General features: G+C 75.1%; 19 protein-coding genes. 9 read left to right on the top strand and 10 right to left on the bottom strand.

The genetic code is table 11. The annotated features are described in order from the left end of the window. Positions 1-142 precede the first annotated feature (142 nt). Positions 143-412, bottom strand: a complete 270-nt coding sequence (locus tag ACFVYI_RS38825) for a hypothetical protein (protein WP_387894371.1) — start codon at positions 410-412, stop codon at positions 143-145. Between the two features lie 170 nt (positions 413-582). Between ACFVYI_RS38825 and ACFVYI_RS38820 the strand changes: the two genes are divergently transcribed. Next, positions 583-879 carry a hypothetical protein gene (locus ACFVYI_RS38820; RefSeq protein WP_387894370.1) on the top strand — a complete coding sequence of 99 codons (297 nt, stop codon included), beginning with the start codon at positions 583-585 and terminating at the stop codon, positions 877-879. Positions 880-978: 99 nt separating this feature from the next. On the opposite strand, the gene ACFVYI_RS38815 is transcribed toward ACFVYI_RS38820, so the two are convergent. After that, on the bottom strand, positions 979-1,332 hold the full coding sequence (locus ACFVYI_RS38815; RefSeq protein WP_387894368.1) for a VOC family protein: 354 nt from the start codon (positions 1,330-1,332) through the stop codon (positions 979-981). A 102-nt stretch (positions 1,333-1,434) separates the two neighbouring features. Further along, the gene (locus tag ACFVYI_RS38810) at positions 1,435-1,983 is read right to left on the bottom strand and encodes an RBBP9/YdeN family alpha/beta hydrolase (protein ID WP_387894367.1); all 549 of its coding nucleotides are present in this window, start codon (positions 1,981-1,983) and stop codon (positions 1,435-1,437) included. A gap of 280 nt (positions 1,984-2,263) precedes the next feature. Between ACFVYI_RS38810 and ACFVYI_RS38805 the strand changes: the two genes are divergently transcribed. The 3 genes from ACFVYI_RS38805 (at position 2,264) to ACFVYI_RS38795 (ending at position 5,098) form a co-directional block, all read left to right on the top strand. Next, positions 2,264-2,830: a DJ-1/PfpI family protein gene (locus ACFVYI_RS38805; RefSeq protein ID WP_387894365.1), complete on the top strand. Its 567-nt coding sequence runs from the start codon at positions 2,264-2,266 to the stop codon at positions 2,828-2,830. Between the two features lie 232 nt (positions 2,831-3,062). Continuing rightward, complete coding sequence (locus ACFVYI_RS38800; protein ID WP_387894363.1) at positions 3,063-4,424, top strand: serine hydrolase domain-containing protein; 1,362 nt, start codon at positions 3,063-3,065, stop codon at positions 4,422-4,424. Between the two features lie 113 nt (positions 4,425-4,537). Next, a complete protein-coding gene (locus tag ACFVYI_RS38795; protein WP_387894361.1) occupies positions 4,538-5,098 on the top strand; it encodes a gamma carbonic anhydrase family protein in 561 nt (186 codons plus the stop codon). A 120-nt stretch (positions 5,099-5,218) separates the two neighbouring features. On the opposite strand, the gene ACFVYI_RS38790 is transcribed toward ACFVYI_RS38795, so the two are convergent. Then, positions 5,219-5,626, bottom strand: coding sequence for a hypothetical protein (locus ACFVYI_RS38790; RefSeq protein WP_387894359.1), 408 nt, complete (start codon positions 5,624-5,626; stop codon positions 5,219-5,221). 274 nt (positions 5,627-5,900) lie between these two features. On the opposite strand from ACFVYI_RS38790, the gene ACFVYI_RS38785 reads away from it, so the two are divergent. Beyond that, entirely contained in the window at positions 5,901-6,905 is a 1,005-nt protein-coding gene (locus ACFVYI_RS38785; protein WP_387894358.1) for a hypothetical protein, read from the top strand. A 164-nt stretch (positions 6,906-7,069) separates the two neighbouring features. Here the strand turns inward: ACFVYI_RS38785 and ACFVYI_RS38780 are convergent, their stop codons facing one another. After that, positions 7,070-8,362, bottom strand: a complete 1,293-nt coding sequence (locus ACFVYI_RS38780) for an MFS transporter (protein WP_387894357.1) — start codon at positions 8,360-8,362, stop codon at positions 7,070-7,072. Positions 8,363-8,676: 314 nt separating this feature from the next. Here ACFVYI_RS38780 and ACFVYI_RS38775 point away from each other — a divergent pair, with 314 nt between their 5' ends. From ACFVYI_RS38775 to ACFVYI_RS38760, 4 genes are all read left to right on the top strand, one after another. Further along, positions 8,677-8,913 carry a DUF2277 domain-containing protein gene (locus ACFVYI_RS38775; protein WP_387894356.1) on the top strand — a complete coding sequence of 79 codons (237 nt, stop codon included), beginning with the start codon at positions 8,677-8,679 and terminating at the stop codon, positions 8,911-8,913. 103 nt (positions 8,914-9,016) lie between these two features. Continuing rightward, positions 9,017-9,253, top strand: a complete 237-nt coding sequence (locus ACFVYI_RS38770; protein ID WP_387894354.1) for a DUF6296 family protein — start codon at positions 9,017-9,019, stop codon at positions 9,251-9,253. Positions 9,254-9,340: 87 nt separating this feature from the next. Then, positions 9,341-9,625 (top strand): DUF427 domain-containing protein, encoded by a 285-nt coding sequence (locus ACFVYI_RS38765; RefSeq protein WP_387894353.1) that lies wholly within the window; start codon positions 9,341-9,343, stop codon positions 9,623-9,625. A 36-nt stretch (positions 9,626-9,661) separates the two neighbouring features. Further along, entirely contained in the window at positions 9,662-10,543 is an 882-nt protein-coding gene (locus ACFVYI_RS38760) for a hypothetical protein (protein WP_387894351.1), read from the top strand. 115 nt (positions 10,544-10,658) lie between these two features. On the opposite strand, the gene ACFVYI_RS38755 is transcribed toward ACFVYI_RS38760, so the two are convergent. From ACFVYI_RS38755 to ACFVYI_RS38735, 5 genes are all read right to left on the bottom strand, one after another. Beyond that, positions 10,659-10,967, bottom strand: coding sequence for a hypothetical protein (locus tag ACFVYI_RS38755; RefSeq protein WP_387894374.1), 309 nt, complete (start codon positions 10,965-10,967; stop codon positions 10,659-10,661). A gap of 157 nt (positions 10,968-11,124) precedes the next feature. Next, complete coding sequence (locus tag ACFVYI_RS38750; protein WP_387894349.1) at positions 11,125-11,286, bottom strand: hypothetical protein; 162 nt, start codon at positions 11,284-11,286, stop codon at positions 11,125-11,127. 261 nt (positions 11,287-11,547) lie between these two features. Further along, positions 11,548-12,771, bottom strand: a complete 1,224-nt coding sequence (locus ACFVYI_RS38745) for a cytochrome P450 (protein ID WP_387894347.1) — start codon at positions 12,769-12,771, stop codon at positions 11,548-11,550. A 106-nt stretch (positions 12,772-12,877) separates the two neighbouring features. Further along, positions 12,878-13,117: a ferredoxin gene (locus ACFVYI_RS38740; RefSeq protein WP_387894345.1), complete on the bottom strand. Its 240-nt coding sequence runs from the start codon at positions 13,115-13,117 to the stop codon at positions 12,878-12,880. A gap of 184 nt (positions 13,118-13,301) precedes the next feature. Then, a complete protein-coding gene (locus tag ACFVYI_RS38735) occupies positions 13,302-14,858 on the bottom strand; it encodes an ATP-dependent DNA ligase (protein WP_387894343.1) in 1,557 nt (518 codons plus the stop codon). Between the last annotated feature and the right edge of the window lie 488 nt (positions 14,859-15,346).

Genomic DNA, 15,346 nt, shown 5'->3' with positions numbered 1-15,346 from the left:
CCCGGCCCGGGCCATTCCCCCCCCCCCCCGACCCCCGAGGGGCGGGTCCGCTGCCTGCGCCGTCCAGGGGTGCGGTGCACCCGGTGCCGTCCGGGTGCGCCTCGGGCGGCTCGGGCACCGGGCCTTCGGCCCGGTGGCCGGGTCAGCCCGAGGCCTGGCAGAGTGCGTAGGTCTTCTCCGCGTGCAGCATCGACTCCAGCTCGGGGTAGCCGTGCGTGCGGTAGCTGTAGTAGGCCACGGTGTACTCGACGTCGCACCGGCTGGCGCTGAGCTGCTCGTAGGCGGGCTGGTCGACCACCAGCGGCCCGTGGGCCGAGAGGTCGACCGTGGCGGCCTGGGAGGCCCCGGCCCCGCCGACCAGGGCGGCGGCGGCGAGGAAAGCGACGGCGAGCGGTCGGGACAGACGGTTCATCAATTTAGTGCCCTTCCAAGGGAGTCGGTGTGCAACCGATTCTGCTCCGCCGAGCGAACGCGGGCCTATCCCAGAACCATGGGGGGAGTCGGCGGCCACGCGCCGGGGAGAGGGCGGACTGAGTACCGGTACTCATGCGTCGGCCGGACCACCCGGCGGAGGATGGGAGCATGCCGCACTCCGCCCCCGAGGTCCCCGCCGTGCTCTGGCCCGCCGTCGGGTACCTCGCGCTCTACCTGCCGCTCGCCCTCGCCGCCGCCTGCGAACTGCGGGGCCGGGCCGGTCCGGCCGGCGCCCTGCGGCAGTGGACGGTGGCGCTCTGGACGATGCCGGGCTTCTTCCTCGCGATCGTCCTCAGCCCGCTCCGCGACGGCACCGCGGCCCGCTTCCTGTCCGCCACGGCGGCCGGCGCGGCCGGCAACGCGGCGCTGCTCACCCTCACCGCCCACGCGGCCGGGCTGGGCTGAGGACACCGCCCGGGCCGGTGGCGGTACCTGCCCCCGGTCCGGTGACGGGCTCGCCGAAGTGCCCCCCCGGGCACGCCACCGCCTACGTCGGGTACGCGGTCAGGCCGGCTGCCACAGCTCGATCCGGTTGCCCTCGGGATCGGTGACCCAGCCGAACCGACCGACGCCCGCCATGTCCTGCGTCCCTTCGGCCACGTCCGCTCCCTTGGCGCGCAGTTGTGCGAGCATCGCGTCCAGGTCGCGGACCCGGAAGTTGAGCATGGTCCGCTGGGCGCGGGAGCCGAAGTAGTCGGTCCCGGACTCGAACGCCGCGAACACCGTCGGCCCGGCCGCCGGGTGCCACAGGCCGTTCTCGTCGGCGTCCAGGCCCAGGAAGTCGCGGTACCACGCGCTCTGGGCCGCCGGGTCGTCGGCCCGCAGGAAGTAGCCACCGATTCCAAGTACACGTTCCATGCCGTCATCCTGCCAGGGCGGCGATCGGGCGGCCCGGCACCACACCACCGCCCGCTGCCCCCGGTCCCGATCGCGGCGGGCGTGCGGAACCCCGCCCCGCCGTCAGAGCTCGGCGAGCAGCTCGCGCCCCTGCGGCCAGTCGCCGAGCCCGGAGTCGGAGTTGAGGTGCCCGTAGGCGCCGGGTTCCACGTACCGGGCGCCCCACGCCTCGGCGAAGCCGCGGGCGCGCTCGGCGGTGACCCAGGGGTCGTCGGTGCTGGAGACCACCAGTGAGGGGAAGGGGAGGCGTTCCCGGGTCACCGGTCGGAAGCCCACGAGCGCGGGGACGTCGGCGTTGTCGATGTCGGCGGGTGCGACCAGCAGCGCACCCCGGACGGCGGCGGTCCGGCCGGCGGGGGCCGAGGCCGCCCAGCGGGCCACCGCGACGCAGCCGAGGCTGTGGGCCACCAGGACGACCGGTCCGTCGGCCGCCGCGGCGGCGATCGCGGTGTCGAGGGTGGTCACCCAGGAGTCCGGGTCCGGGTGGTCCCAGTCCGCCTGCTGGACGCGCCGGAACGCCGCCGGGTCGGACTCCTCCCACCGGGTCTGCCAGTGCGCGGGCCCCGAGCTCTGGTAGCCGGGCAGGACGAGGTAGGTCGTGCGGTCCGACATCGTGCGGACTCCCTTCGGGGGGCTGGCCTGGGCACCTGGGATTCTAGGGTCCGTCGGCAAACTCCCGTCGTCCGCCCGAAGGGGGGCGTGGGGCGCCATGGAACCGGCGTGCACTCGCCTTCCCAGGCGCGTGCCGCCGGCCGCGCGCCTGGCGTGCGACCGGTGCGCCCTGTTGCGCCGGTGCAGCCGGGTGCGGGAGGTTGTTCCAGGCCCGCGCCGGTCGCCACCGGCCCGGGCCTGCACCATGTCTGACGGTCGATCATGTGGAGGGATGTCGGCGATGACATCGAAGGTCCTGCTCGTCACCGGTGATGCCGCGGAGTCGCTGGAGGTGTTCTATCCCTACCAGCGGCTGCTGGAGGAGGGCTACGGGGTCGACATCGCGGCGCCCACGAAGAAGAAGCTCCAGTTCGTGGTCCACGACTTCGTCGAGGGCTACGACACCTACACCGAGAAGCCCGGCTACACCTGGCCCGCCGACCTCGCCCTCGCGGACGTGGATCCGGCCGAATACGTCGCGCTGGTCATCCCCGGCGGCCGCGCCCCCGAGTACCTGCGCAACGACGCGGACGTGAAGCGGATCGTCCGGCACTTCTTCGAGGCCGACAAGCCGGTGGCGCAGATCTGCCACGGCCCGCTGATCACCGCCGCCGCCGGGGTGCTCGGCGGCCGGCGCAGCGCCGCCTACCCGGCGCTGGAGCCCGATGTGGCCGCCGCGGGTGCCGAGTACGTCGACGGCGAGGCGGTCGTCGACGGTGTGGTCGTCTCGGCGCGGGCCTGGCCCGACCACCCGGCCTGGATCCGCGCGTTCATCGAGGTGCTGCGGGTCAAGGCCCCGCTGGTCTGAGTCCGCCGCGCGGTGGGCCTCCGACCCCGGTCGTAGGCCCACCCCCGGGGCCCGTCAGGGTTCTGTTCGACCTGAGGCGGAGCGACACGCCGGAAGAAGATCGCACCAGGGGTGGAGCCGGTCCGGACCTGGGGGTGACGTTCGTGCCGGATCTTCCTGTCAGAGTGTCAGTCGACGGGAATCGGGCGGCAGTTGGGACGATCCGCCCGGTCGGACACGGGAGGGGCGGGGCATGACGGGAACGACGAGGGATCAGGCGGGCGGGGCGGAGCGGACGGGCCCGGAGGGCGCGGGGGAGAGGGGCGGGCGCCGGCGCGGCCTGGCCGCGAGGGCGGTGGCGGTCGCGCTCGCCGGCGCGGGTCTGGTCGGTGCTCTGGCTCCGGTCGCGGGCGCCCAGGGCGCGGCGCCCGCGACCACGCTGTCGGCGGCCGGCGACGCTACGGCCGCCGGGGGCGCCGCCGAGCGGGTCGACCGGTCGGCGCTGGACGCGGCCGTGCGCGGCCTGGTGACCAAGGGCGGCGCCTCGGCCACGCTGGGGCTGGTCGGCGAGCGCGGGCGCCCCGTGTGGAAGGGCGCGGCCGGCACCGCCGACTTCGCCACCGGGGCTCCGGCCCCCGCCGACGGCCGGTTCCGGATCGGCAGCGTCACCAAGACCTTCGTCGCGACGGTGGCCCTCCAGCTCGTCGCCGAGCACCGGATCGGCCTGGACGACCCGGTGGAGAGCCGTCTGCCGGGCGTGGTGCCGAACGGCCGGGAGATCACCGTCCGCCAACTGCTGGGCCACACCAGCGGCCTGTTCAACTACACCGAGGATCCGTCCTTCTCCTTCGAGGAGGACCCGGCCACCCTGCAGGAGTGGCTCGACACCGGCCGCTGGCGCCCCTACGCGCCGCAGGAACTCGTCGACATCGCCACGAAGCACCCGGTGTACTTCGCGCCCGGGCAGGGCTGGCACTACTCCAACACCAACTACATCGTGGTCGGGATGCTGATCGAGCGGATCACCGGCCGCAGCTGGGCCGACGAGGTGCAGCGCCGGATCATCCGCCCGCTCGGGCTGACCGGCACCTCGATGCCGCTCAACTCGCCCTTCATCCCGGGCCCGCACGCGCACGGCTACTACAAGCTCGCCACCGGTCCGGCGGACGTCACCCTGCTCGACCCGAGCATGGCCGGTGCGGCCGGTGCCGGCATCTCCACCACGGCCGACCTCGCCCGGTTCGTCTCCGCCCTGCTCGGCGGCCGGCTGCTCGCCCCGGCCCAACTGGCCGAGATGAAGCGGACCTCCCCGCAGAGCGGGTCCGAGTACGGCCTCGGCCTCCAGCGGACGGCGACGGCCTGCGGCGAGTACTGGGGGCACGGTGGCGGAATCCCGGGCTACAACACCCTGATGTACGGCACGGCGGACGGGCGGCGACAGTTCACGGCCTCGCTGAACATGTACGACCTGTCCGACCTGCCGGCGGCCAACGCGGCCTACGAGAACCTGGTCGCCGCCGGGCTCTGTGACACCCGCCCGCCGGCCGCCGCCCCGTCGTCGGCCGGTGCCGGACCGGCGGCCGGTGCCTTCGCGACCACCGGCCCGGTCCGCTGACGGCCCGGGTCCGTCGGCCGCACGCTCTCGCCGGGGGCACTCGGTGGTCACGGCAGCGGAGGGTGCCATCATGACCGGCACATGATGGGCACGGGTCGTCAGGAGGACGAGACATGGCAGAGCCGCTGATCGCCGCAGTCGGGGGCCGGGTGCCCGACGTCGACCCGACGGCCTTCGTCGCACCCAATGCGGTCGTGGTGGGGTCGGTCACGGTCGCCGCCGGAGCGAGCCTCTGGTACGGCGCGGTGATCCGGGGCGACGCCGAGTCGATCACGGTCGGTGCGGGCAGCAACATCCAGGACAACTGCACCCTCCATGCGGACCTGGGCTTTCCGCTGGTGATCGGTGAGCGGGTCTCGGTCGGCCACAACGCCGTCCTGCACGGCTGCGTGATCGAGGACGACGTCCTGGTCGGGATGAACTCCACCGTGCTGAACGGTGCCCGGATCGGGGCCGGTTCGCTGGTCGCGGCCGGCGCCGTCGTACCGCAGGGCATGCAGGTTCCGCCGGCCTGCCTGGTCGCCGGGGTCCCGGCCAAGGTCCGGCGCGAGCTGACCGAGGAGGAGCGGGCCGGAATCACCTTCAACGGCGAGGGCTACCGGCTCCTGGCCGACGCCCACCGGGAGATCGAGCCGGTGAAGCGCCCGACGGCCGAGGGCCTGTCGGACGAGTGATCAGCCGGGCGGTTCGCGGCGCCCGACGGTCGAGGAGGCCGGGGCCGCCGGAGCGCCGGCCCGGTGCGCCCCGCCCGTGAGCCCGGGCTCACGGGCGGGGCGCACCGGATCATCGGGCTGTCAGCACTCGGGAACGGTCGGGACGTGGAAGTTCCAGTTGCCGTCCGTGTAGGCCCCGTACACGTAGGCCGTCCCGTACCAGTAGCCGTAGCTGCCGGAGTACACGGCCTGCACCCGGTACCAGACGTTGCCCTGGTTGTTGATGTTCTCGCCCCGGATCCAGCACCGCATGTCGACCGCGTCGCCGGACCACGAGAACGAGTTCAGGTCGCCGGTGGTCTTGCTCGCCCACGAGTACGGCTGCGAGTAGACACCCACCCCGTGGCCGGTGGGGTGGTTGTTGAGGTAGTACCACCCGACGGCGGACGCGCTGCCCGTCGACAGGCCGACCCCGCCCGCCGCCAGTGCCAGCACGGCTGCCGCCGCCGCTCCACGCCGCCCGAGCTTGCCGAGGATGCCCTTGCCCATCGCGATTCTCCTTGTCCGACCGGGTGTCCGATCGAGCTCCACACCGCCCCGCGGTCCGGGGCGGTGGAGCCAGCTGACCCGACCGGCCGGGCTGTTCGACAGCGTCTGACGCAAGCTGACAACAGCTGACACCGGCCGCCGTCCAGGCCGAACGCCCGTCCCCCGCCCGGGATTCGACCGATCACGTAGCTCTCCGGTCACGCGTCGCTATGATCTGTACGCGACAAGGAGTAGTGGTCGCCGAAGGATCTGACATCTGACAACGGGGGGCACCGTGACAGAGCAGAAGTCCAAACCCGAGGGGGCGTCGCAGGCGCCGACCGCGGCCGAGCGCCTCGCCACGGACCTGCGCCGGCTGCGGCTGGACGCGGGCCAGCCCTCGTTCCGCATCATGGCGAGGACGGCCGGGTCCATCTCCCACACCACCCTCTACGAGGCGGCCTCCGGCTCACGCCTGCCGTCCTGGCCCACGACCAGGGCTTTCGTCCGGGCCTGCGGCGGTGACGAGGCCGAGTGGCACCGCCGGTGGACCGCCGCGGTGGGCGCGGTGCCCACCGGCCCCGTGCCGAACCCCGAGCAGACCTCCGGACAGATCTCCGGGCCGGCCCTGGTGCAGGCTGCCGCTGCCGTCCCCCGGTCGGTCGAGCGGTCGCCCGCGCCGCCCCGGGGCCGCAGCCGGCTTCGGAGCCACGCGCTCAGCCTGCTGCTCGGCGCGGCGCTCGGCGCCGGTGCCACGCTCGGCCTGCTGACCGTCCACGCGCCGGCCGCTCACTCCGCGGACGCGTCCACCTGCCCGGCCGACGACGAGGCCCCCCGCCCGGCCCCGGGCCCGCTGCCGGCCACGGGGCACACCGGTGCCGAGGGCCCGTCCTGGATCTCCCGGACCGCCTCCGACCAGCAGGCGGACTCCAGCACCGAGGCCGTCCTGCCCGTGCTCGCCCCGGTCGCCCAGGGGGACGCCCTGGTCGTCACGATGATGCTCACCGGCAGCTGTCCCGGGGCGGTCATGGTCACCGACACCCGGGGTGACCGCTTCCAGGTCATCGAGGACGTCACGGACTCGCCGCGGCACCGGGTGCTCATGCTGACCGCCCTCGGCGCCTCCGCGCTGACCACCGCCGACTCGATCCGGGTGACCTATCCGCGCGCCGGCACGCACCACGTCGCCGTCGACGAGTTCCGCGGCCTCTCCGCCGTCCGGTCCGCCGACGGCGCCCCGGGGGGCACCGTCGGGACCGGCTTCGTCAACGCCGCCGGTTCGCGGCCCGCTCCCCGCTGACCTCCCGGCGGGCACGGTCGTCGGCACACCGGCACCGGCTGCGCCGGGCTCGACGTGCCCGGGCCCACCCGGTACCGCCGGCCGGGTCGTGACGGGCTCCCGGCACCGCGCCGGAGCGTCGCGACGAAGCGGCGGCCGACGGAGGCGCCAGGACCGGCCGGCGATCAGCCGTGGGCGCGCGCCTCGGCGCCCGACCCCCCGGCGGGCACGGGTTCGTCCCGGCCGGATGCGGATGCCGATGTCGACGCGGATTCAGGAGCGGATGCGGGGCCGGGCACGGACACCGGCACCGTGCCGGGGCCGACCGGGTCCGGTCGTCGCCGGTCGGCTGCCCAGGCGATCAGCGCGATCACCGCACCCGAGGCGGCCAGCCCCGAACCGACCAGCGTGGGCGACGTCCAGCCGAGCCCGGCGTCCAGGGCCAGTCCGCCGAAGTAGGCGCCCTGGGCGTTGGCCAGGTTGAACGCGCCCTGCACCGTCGCCGAGGCCAGGGTCGGCGCGTTGCGCGCCTTCTGCAGCACCAGGGTCTGCACGGCCGGGACGATCGCGAAGCCGAAGAGCCCGACCAGCACCACCGTCACGGCGGCCGACCACTCGGTGCGGGCGGTCACCCCGAAGAGCGCCAGGGTGGCGGCGAGCAGCAGGAAGGCGGCGCAGACGGTCGGGCGCAGCGCGCGGTCGGCGGCGAAGCCGCCCAGCACGTTGCCGATCGTCATACCGACGCCGAAGAGCGCCAGCACCAGCGTCACCGACCCGGTCGCGTAGCCGGAGACCTCGGTGAGGAGCGGGGTGATGTAGCTGTAGCAGGCGAAGAAGCCGCCGCACCCGAACACCACCGTGGCCAGGGCCAGCCAGAGCTGCCCGCTGCGGAACGCGCTCACCTCGTGCCGGAGCCCGGAGTGCGCGGGGGAGGGCAGCTGGGGCACCAGCCGCGCGATGGCGACGGTGCCGAGTGCGCCGATCGCGACCACCACCAGCATGGTGGCCCGCCAGCCGAGGTGCTGGCCGAGCAGGGTGGCGGCCGGCACCCCGATGATGTTGGCGACGGTCAGACCGGAGAACATCACGGCGACCGCCCGGGCCCGCCGGTGCGGGGCGACCAGTTCGGCGGCCGCCACCGCCCCGGCGCCGAAGAACGCGCCGTGCGGCAGTCCGGTGATCACCCGGGCCGCGGCCAGCGACCAGAAGTCGGGCGCGATCGCGCAGAGCAGGTTGCCGGTCGCGAACAGACCGGCCAGCGCGACCAGCACCGCCTTGCGAGGCCGTCCGGCCGCGAGGGCGGTGAGCAGCGGGGCGCCGATCACCACGCCGATGGCGTAGGCGGAGATCAGCCATCCCGCCTGCGGGATGGAGACGTGGAGGTTGTCGGCCACCTGGGGCAGCAACCCCATGGCGGCGAATTCGGTGGTGCCGATGGCGAACGCGGTGACGGCCAGGGCGACCAGCGCGAGTGGCAAGGGGGGACTCCGGGGTGACACCCGGGCGGGAGCCGGGCGGGGAGGGGGCCGGCACGGTCATCGGGCCGGTGAAGACGGTGAAGACGGTGAAGACGGGGCGGTCGGTGAAGACGGGGCGGAGCAGGGCGGGACGGGTGGCGACCGCGGGGAGGGCCGCTCGGAAGTCCGGTGCGAAGCAGGACGGGGCGAGGGTGGAGGGCAATTCGTTCGTGCGAAATCCTAATCCGATCGGATGACACCACCGGGTGCTGCCCATGGCGGGCCGGTGACACATGGGGGTCGCCAGCGGCGCTCCCGCGCGCGAGACTGGGGTCATGTGCCGCAGTATCAAGACGCTGAGACCGCCCGTGACGCCGGACGCCTCCGACGAGGACTTCCACGCGGCCGCCCTCCAGTACGTGCGGAAGGTGTCGGGGTTCCGCGCCCCGGCGGCGCACAACCGGGAGGCCTTCGACCGCGCCGTGGAAGCCGTCACCGAGGCCACCGCCCGGTTGCTCGACGAGCTGGAGGTCCGCGGCGCGCCCGCCCGGACGACCAAGGCCGCCGCCTGATCCGGTGGCGGGCAGCCGCCGGCCGGGTCGGTCCGGCGCAGACCAACAGGGACAGCATGGACAACAGGCACAGCCGGGACCAGGTGGGACGAGGAGATCGGCGATGAACCCCGCGAACCGCTACGCACTGACCTTCCCGGGTACCCCCGGCACCCAGGCCCCGCAGGACGTCGTCGTGGTCTCCCGCACGAGCGCGACCGGTCCCGGTGGCCACCCCGTCTACGAGGACGCCAGCGGCATCGTCCGGGCCGAGATCAGCGACTCGGGCGAGGTCCGGATGCTCGCCAGCGGGGGCCACCAGTCCCCGCACTTCCCGGTGCACGCCGAACCACTGCCGTAGCACCGCGGGCCTCCGTCGCCCCGCCGGCCGCCGCTCCCCGCCCCGGCCGGGCGGTTGCCCCGGCAGGCCCTCGGGCAGAATCGGCGCATGACCACAGCGAGCTGGCAGGGCACGGTCGTCGCGCAGAGCGACGACACCACCGTCGTCGAGGGCAACCACTACTTCCCGGCCGAATCCGTGCGCACCGAGTACCTGCGTCCGTCCGACACCACCACCGTCTGCGGCTGGAAGGGCACCGCCGCGTACTACACGCTGGACGTCGGCGGGCAGCGCAACCCCGACGCGGCCTGGTACTACGACGACCCGAAGCCGGAGGCGGAGCACGTCCGCGGCCGGGTGGCCTTCTGGCGCGGGGTGGAGATCACCGAATAGCGCGTACCACCGCGGCCCACCGGGTACCCGCAGAGCATGGCAATCTTCAGGAAACCGGGACGCTCCGGGCCGCCGGACCCCGCCCCCGAACAGGTCGCCGAGGAACTCGCCGAACTCGTCGAGGAGCTGGAACGGCCCGCCCCCGCGGTCGAGGGCGGGCCGGCCCGGCAGATCGCCGAGTACCGGGCGGGCGGCCGCAGCCGGGCCACCGCCCTGCTCGGCTCCGTCTCCCGCCGGCTCGGCAGCGGCGGGTTGGCCGCCGCGAAGGGTGCCGCCTACGGGGGCCGGGCCCTCGCCGACCAGCTGATGCACGCGGCGCCGCGCATCCCGGTACGGGACCTCGCCACCCTGCGCGCCCAGCACCCCGACGCGGCCGACCCCGAGCGGCTGGCCGACCTGCTGGTCACCGGAGCCAGCCGGGCCTCCGGTGCGCTCGGCGCGGGCGTCGGCGCCACGGCGATGCTGCCCGTACCGCCGGCGATGGTGGTGGAGATCGCCGCCGAGACCCTCGCCGTGGCGGCCGTGGAGATCAAGCTGATCGCCGAACTGCACGAGGTCTACGGCCTCGCCGCGCAGGGCACGACCACCCAGCGCGCGTCCGCCTACGTCGCCGCGTGGGCCAACCGCCGGGGCATCGACGCGACGATGCTGGTGAAGCCGGCCGGGTTCGCCGCGATGGCGCTCGGCGCCGAGGTCCGCCAGCAGGTCCGCAAGCGGCTCACCCGCAGTACGCTGCGCCGTCTGCCGTCACTGATCCCCTTGCTGATCGGCGCGGGGATCGGTGCCACCGTCAACCGGCGCGACACCCGCAAGCTCGCCCGTGAGGTCCGGAAGGACCTCCGCAAGCGCCGGCACGCGGCGGACGGTGCGTACTGGACCGCCGCGGCACCGCCCCTGCCGGGCGAGGCGAGCCCCTGAGGGTCCCGCGCACGGCCCCTCGACCCGGTCCCGGCGTCGACCAGCTCCCGGACACGCAAGGCCGACCGCCCGGCGGCGCCGGGCGGTCGGGGAGCGGAACCCCGAGGTGCGGGGCTCAGATGCCGGGCGCCTGCGGGGCGCCGGCCCCGCGTCCGGTCTTCACGGTGTTGACCATCGCCTGGTGGATCGCCCGCGCCGTGATCTCGTCCGCCGCCGGCACCGGGCTGCCGGCCACGGTGTACCAGTCCAGTGCCCCGGTGTACTGCACGGTCAGCCGGGCCTCGCCGTCCACCCAGGTGGTGTGCACGGTGAGGTCGCCGGAGATCGGGCCGACCTCGGCGGTGGTGACTCCGCCCGGTCCGCTGATGATCGACTGGGTGGTCCAGGTGGCCCAGGACGCCCGGGGATCCCCGGGCGTCTCCATCGCTCGTCCGCCCTGCGCCGCTGCTCCGCTCTGCTGCTGCTCGCTCATGCGCCCATCCTTCCCCGCCGCGCCGCCGCCGACCGGGCAGCGACACCTGCGGTCGCGGAGGCCGCCCGGGCAGCGGGCGGCCTCGTGGGAATCCGTTCGTCCTGGACGGTCAGCTGTACGCCTCCGGCTCCTCCAGAGGCTCACCCTCCGCCTGCGAGGTGTCCTGCGCGTGCTGGTTCTGCATCGAGGTGATGCCCTCCTCGGGGTCGGCCGCGCGGACGTCCTCCTCCCGATCGACGCTCACCTCGGACCGTGCGCTCATATCGGTCATCGCGGGCTCCGTCTCCTCGGCCGGCCGGGGTCGCCCGAGGGCGCCACGGCGTGCCGTGGCGCGGGCCGGCCGCCGGACCGGGCTCCTGTCTCGCCCTTCCAGCCTGCCTCGGTGCCCGCCCCACGGCCAACCGAACCCGGGGGCCTTTCGCGCCGCGGCCGACCGGGCGGGCCGGGCCCGGTGGTGCCTGCGTCACCACTCCTGCCCGGCCACGCCCGTGCCATGCCTGTGGCGGACGGCGAACCGGTCCGGCGGCCGGTCTCACCACGCGACCGGCAGCGCCTCCAGGCCGTAGATGAACGCGTCGGTGCGGAAGACCGGCTCGCTCTCCGGCGCCGCGAGCCGCAGCCCGGGCAGCCGCCGGAAGAGCGTGGCCAGGGCGATCTGCAGCTCCGCCCGGGCCAGCGGCTGGCCCAGGCACTGGTGCACGCCGAAGCCGAACGCGAGGTGGCGCCGCGCGTCCCGGTCCACGTCCAGCTCGTCGGCGGGGAGGTGGCCGGGCGTGGCGAACAGCTCCTCGTCCCGGTTGGCGGTGGAGAGCATCGCGATCACCCCGTCGCCGGCCCGGATCGGGACGCCGCCCAGCTCGACGTCCTCCACCGCCAGTCGTGGCAGGCCCATGTGGACGATGGTGAGGTGGCGCAGCAGCTCCTCGACCGCGCCGGGGACGGCCGCCGGGTCGGCCAGCCGCGCGGCCTGCTCGGGGTGGCGCAGCAGCAGGAGGGTGGAGAGCGCGATCATGTTGGCGGTGGTCTCGTGACCGGCGACCAGCAGCAGCATGCCGGTCGCGGCGATCTCCCGGAGGCTGAGGTCGTCGCGGGCGGCGAGCCGGCTGAGGATGTCGTCGTCGCCGGGGCGGCGGCGCTTCTGCGCGGCGAGGCCGCCGAGGTAGTCGAGCAGCTCGGTCTGGGCCCGCTGCACCTCCGTCTGCGACGACGTGGTGCTGATCAGGAGGCGGCTGAGGTCCTGGAACATCTGCCGGTCCTCGTACGGGACGCCGAGCAGCAGGCAGATCACCAGGGAGGGCACCGGCAGGGCGAAGCCGCTGACCAGGTCGGCGGGGCCGCCGGAGGCGGTCATCCGGTCGAGGGCCTCGTCGACGATCTGCTGGACCTCCGGGCGCGTCGCCTCGATCCGCTTGACCAGGAAGTCTCCGGTGACCATGCGGCGCAGCCGGGAGTGCTCGGGGTCGTCGAGGCGGAGGAAGTTGGGGTTCGCGGCGGCGATCGCGCGCCGTCCGGGGGAGAAGGACGGGAACTCGGGGCGCCGGATGTCGGCGCTGAAGCGGCGGTCGGAGAGCACCGAGCGGACTTCGGGGTAGCCGGTCACCAGCCAGCAGGAGGAGCCGTCCAGCAGCTCGGCGCGGGTGACGGAGCCCGCGCGGGCGGCCTCGGTGTAGGCGGGCGGCGGGCTGAACGGGCAGCCGCCGTCGTGCGGGGCGGGCAGCAGCGGGGCGGGGGCGGGGGCGGTGGGCGTGCTCGTCAAGGTGGGGTCTCCTCGCGTGGCGGAGCGGCAGGCGGCAGGCGGCAACCGGTGGCCGGGAGGCGGCTCGGGCCGGGTGGTGGGCGCGGTCCCTGGGATCGGGCAGGGCTTAGACGGTCGTGGGGCCCGTCTGCTCGCCGTCCCTGTCCGAGGCGTCCTCGGTGACGGTGATCGCGCCGCCCGGGCAGAGTTCGGAGGCCAGCCGCACGTCGGCGAACCGCACCGGCGGCAGGACGGTCACGCGGAGCCTCACCAGCCCGTCGTGGTCGTCCTGTTCGAAGACCTCCGGCGCCGTGACGACGCACTGGCCGGAGCTGCAGCAGCGGTCCTGGTCGATGCTCACCTGCATGTACGGACACCTCTCAGTGGTGTGGCACCGGATCGCCCGGGCCGGCCGCCCCCCGCTGTCCTTGTCAACCTAGCCGTCGCTCTGTCGCACACGAAGGGTGCGTCGCCACACTCGCACAGAATGGCCGATTCCACTCGTAACGTGAACAAAGCTATGGCAAAGGGAGTTTGATCGTCCGTCAGTCCTACTCGGGGGCCGGTCCGAGCCCCTCCGCCGCGGCGATCTCCCGGACGGTGGCCACGGTGTCCGCCTCGTCCGCGCTCTTGTCGGGCCGGTAGCGGACCACCCGGGCGAACCGGAGGGCCAGCCCGGCGGGATAGCGGGAGCTGCGCTGAACGCCGTCGAAGGCGATCTCCACGACGAGTTCCGGCCGTACCCGCACGGTGTACGAGTCGCGTTCGACCTCGCGGGCGAGCAGGTCCGTGGTCTGGCGGGCGAGCGTCTCGTCGGTCAGCCCCTTGAAGGTCTTGCCGAGCATCACCCAGGGTCCGAGGCCGGGTTCGCCCGCCGCCCGGGCGCCGAGGTGGAGGTTGCTGAGGAAGCCGCGCCGCCGGCCGCTGCCCCACTCGGCGGCCAGCACCACGAGGTCCAGGGTGTGCCGCGGCTTGACCTTGATCCACCCGGCGCCGCGCCGGCCGGCCGCGTAACCGGCCGCGGGATCCTTGGCCAGCACGCCCTCGTGGCCCAGGGCCAGGGTGTCCCGGAAGAAGGCCGCTGCCTCCTCGCGGTCCGTCACCGCGGTGCGCGCCACCCGCAGTGCGGCCGGCGCGGACTCGTCCAGGGCGGCCCAGCGTTCCCGGCCCGGCCGGTCCACGAAGTCCGTTCCGTCGCGGTGCAGCAGGTCGAAGAAGTAGGCGTTGAGCGGCACTTCGGTGCGCAGCCGCGCCGGATCCTGCCGGGAGGCGGTCCGCGCGGCGGTCTCCTGGAACGGGCGGGGGCGGCCGTCGGGGCCGAGCGCGATCGCCTCGCCGTCCAGCACCGCCGAACGGACCGGCAGGGTCAGGGCCGCCTCGACCACCTCGGGCACCCGGGCGGTGATGTCGTCCAGGCTCCGGGTGAACACCGCCACGTCCTCGCCGTCCCGGTGCACCTGGATCCGGATGCCGTCCAGCTTCCACTCCAGCGCGGCCGGGCCGATCCGGTCGAGTGCCGAGCCGACGTCCGGCGCCGAGGCGGCCAGCATCGGCCGGACGGGACGGCCGACCTGGAGCCGGAACGCCGTCAGCGCGGGCACGCCGCCGGTCAGCGCCGCCTCGGCGACCGCGCGGGCCGAGGCCCGGAACATCAGGGCCCGCCTCACGGCCGCCGGCGGGACGGCGGCGGCCTGGGCGACGGCGTCGGCCACCACCGCGTCCAGCGCGCCCTGGCGCAGCTCGCCGACCAGCACCGCCCGCAGGAACGCCTGCTCGACGTCGGTGGCCCGCTCGAACAGCTCGGCCAGCAGCCGCTGCCGCTCGGCCCGGGCACCCGGGCCGTGCACCCCGGCGATGGCCTCCAGGGCCCGCTCGGCGTCCCGGACGCCCCAGGACGGTTCGGCGGCGGCGGGCGGCAGGTCGCGAAGGGCGGCCGGTCCGATGCCGGTGCGCAGCCGGTGGGACTCGCCGGAGAGCAGGGCCACCGCCGCCGGGGCCTCGGCCGGGCCGAGTGCGCGCAGACAGTCCGCCAGGAGCGTGGTCTTGGCCCGGCGGCCGGGCTCGCCCGCCACGGCGCGGGAGGTCAGGGCCAGGTGCCGGAGCAGCATGGGGGCTCCTCGGATGGGCGCGGACCGGGCTCGGACGGGGGCCGGCGGCCGGGAGCCCGGGGGAGGCTCCAGCATCGGCGACGCGGCCCGCCCCGGATCGCAGGACACGCCCCGGGGTTGCCGACGGGACGGCGCTCGGAGCAGGTCGGGGCGGAGGCTGGCGCGCGGCCCGGTCGATCCTCCGGAGGGTGTCGACCCGGGGTTGCCGACGGCTTCGAGGCGCGGCGGGCACCGCGTCGGATCCGGGCGCCGACCCTCGACCGGCGAGGGCGCGGCCCTTCCCGTGAGCCCCTGCCGGCGGATCCGCGCCGCGTGCCGCCTTCGACCGCGCAGGGTTCGAACAGGCAGCCGGTGCGGGCGTGGGGCGCCGGCGGGTGGCGGCGGCGGGGCCCGCCCGCCGGGGGGGGGGGGCCGGGCCGCCGGTGGGGGCCGCGCGGGGCCGGGGGGGTGAGCGGCGGCGCGCGGGGCCGGGGGGGCCGCGGTGGGCG

This window comes from Kitasatospora sp. NPDC058218, assembly GCF_042882445.1.
Lineage (GTDB): Bacteria > Actinomycetota > Actinomycetes > Streptomycetales > Streptomycetaceae > Kitasatospora.
The sequence above is the reverse complement of the archived record's forward strand: the minus strand, read 5'-3'. Positions and strand labels throughout refer to the sequence as shown.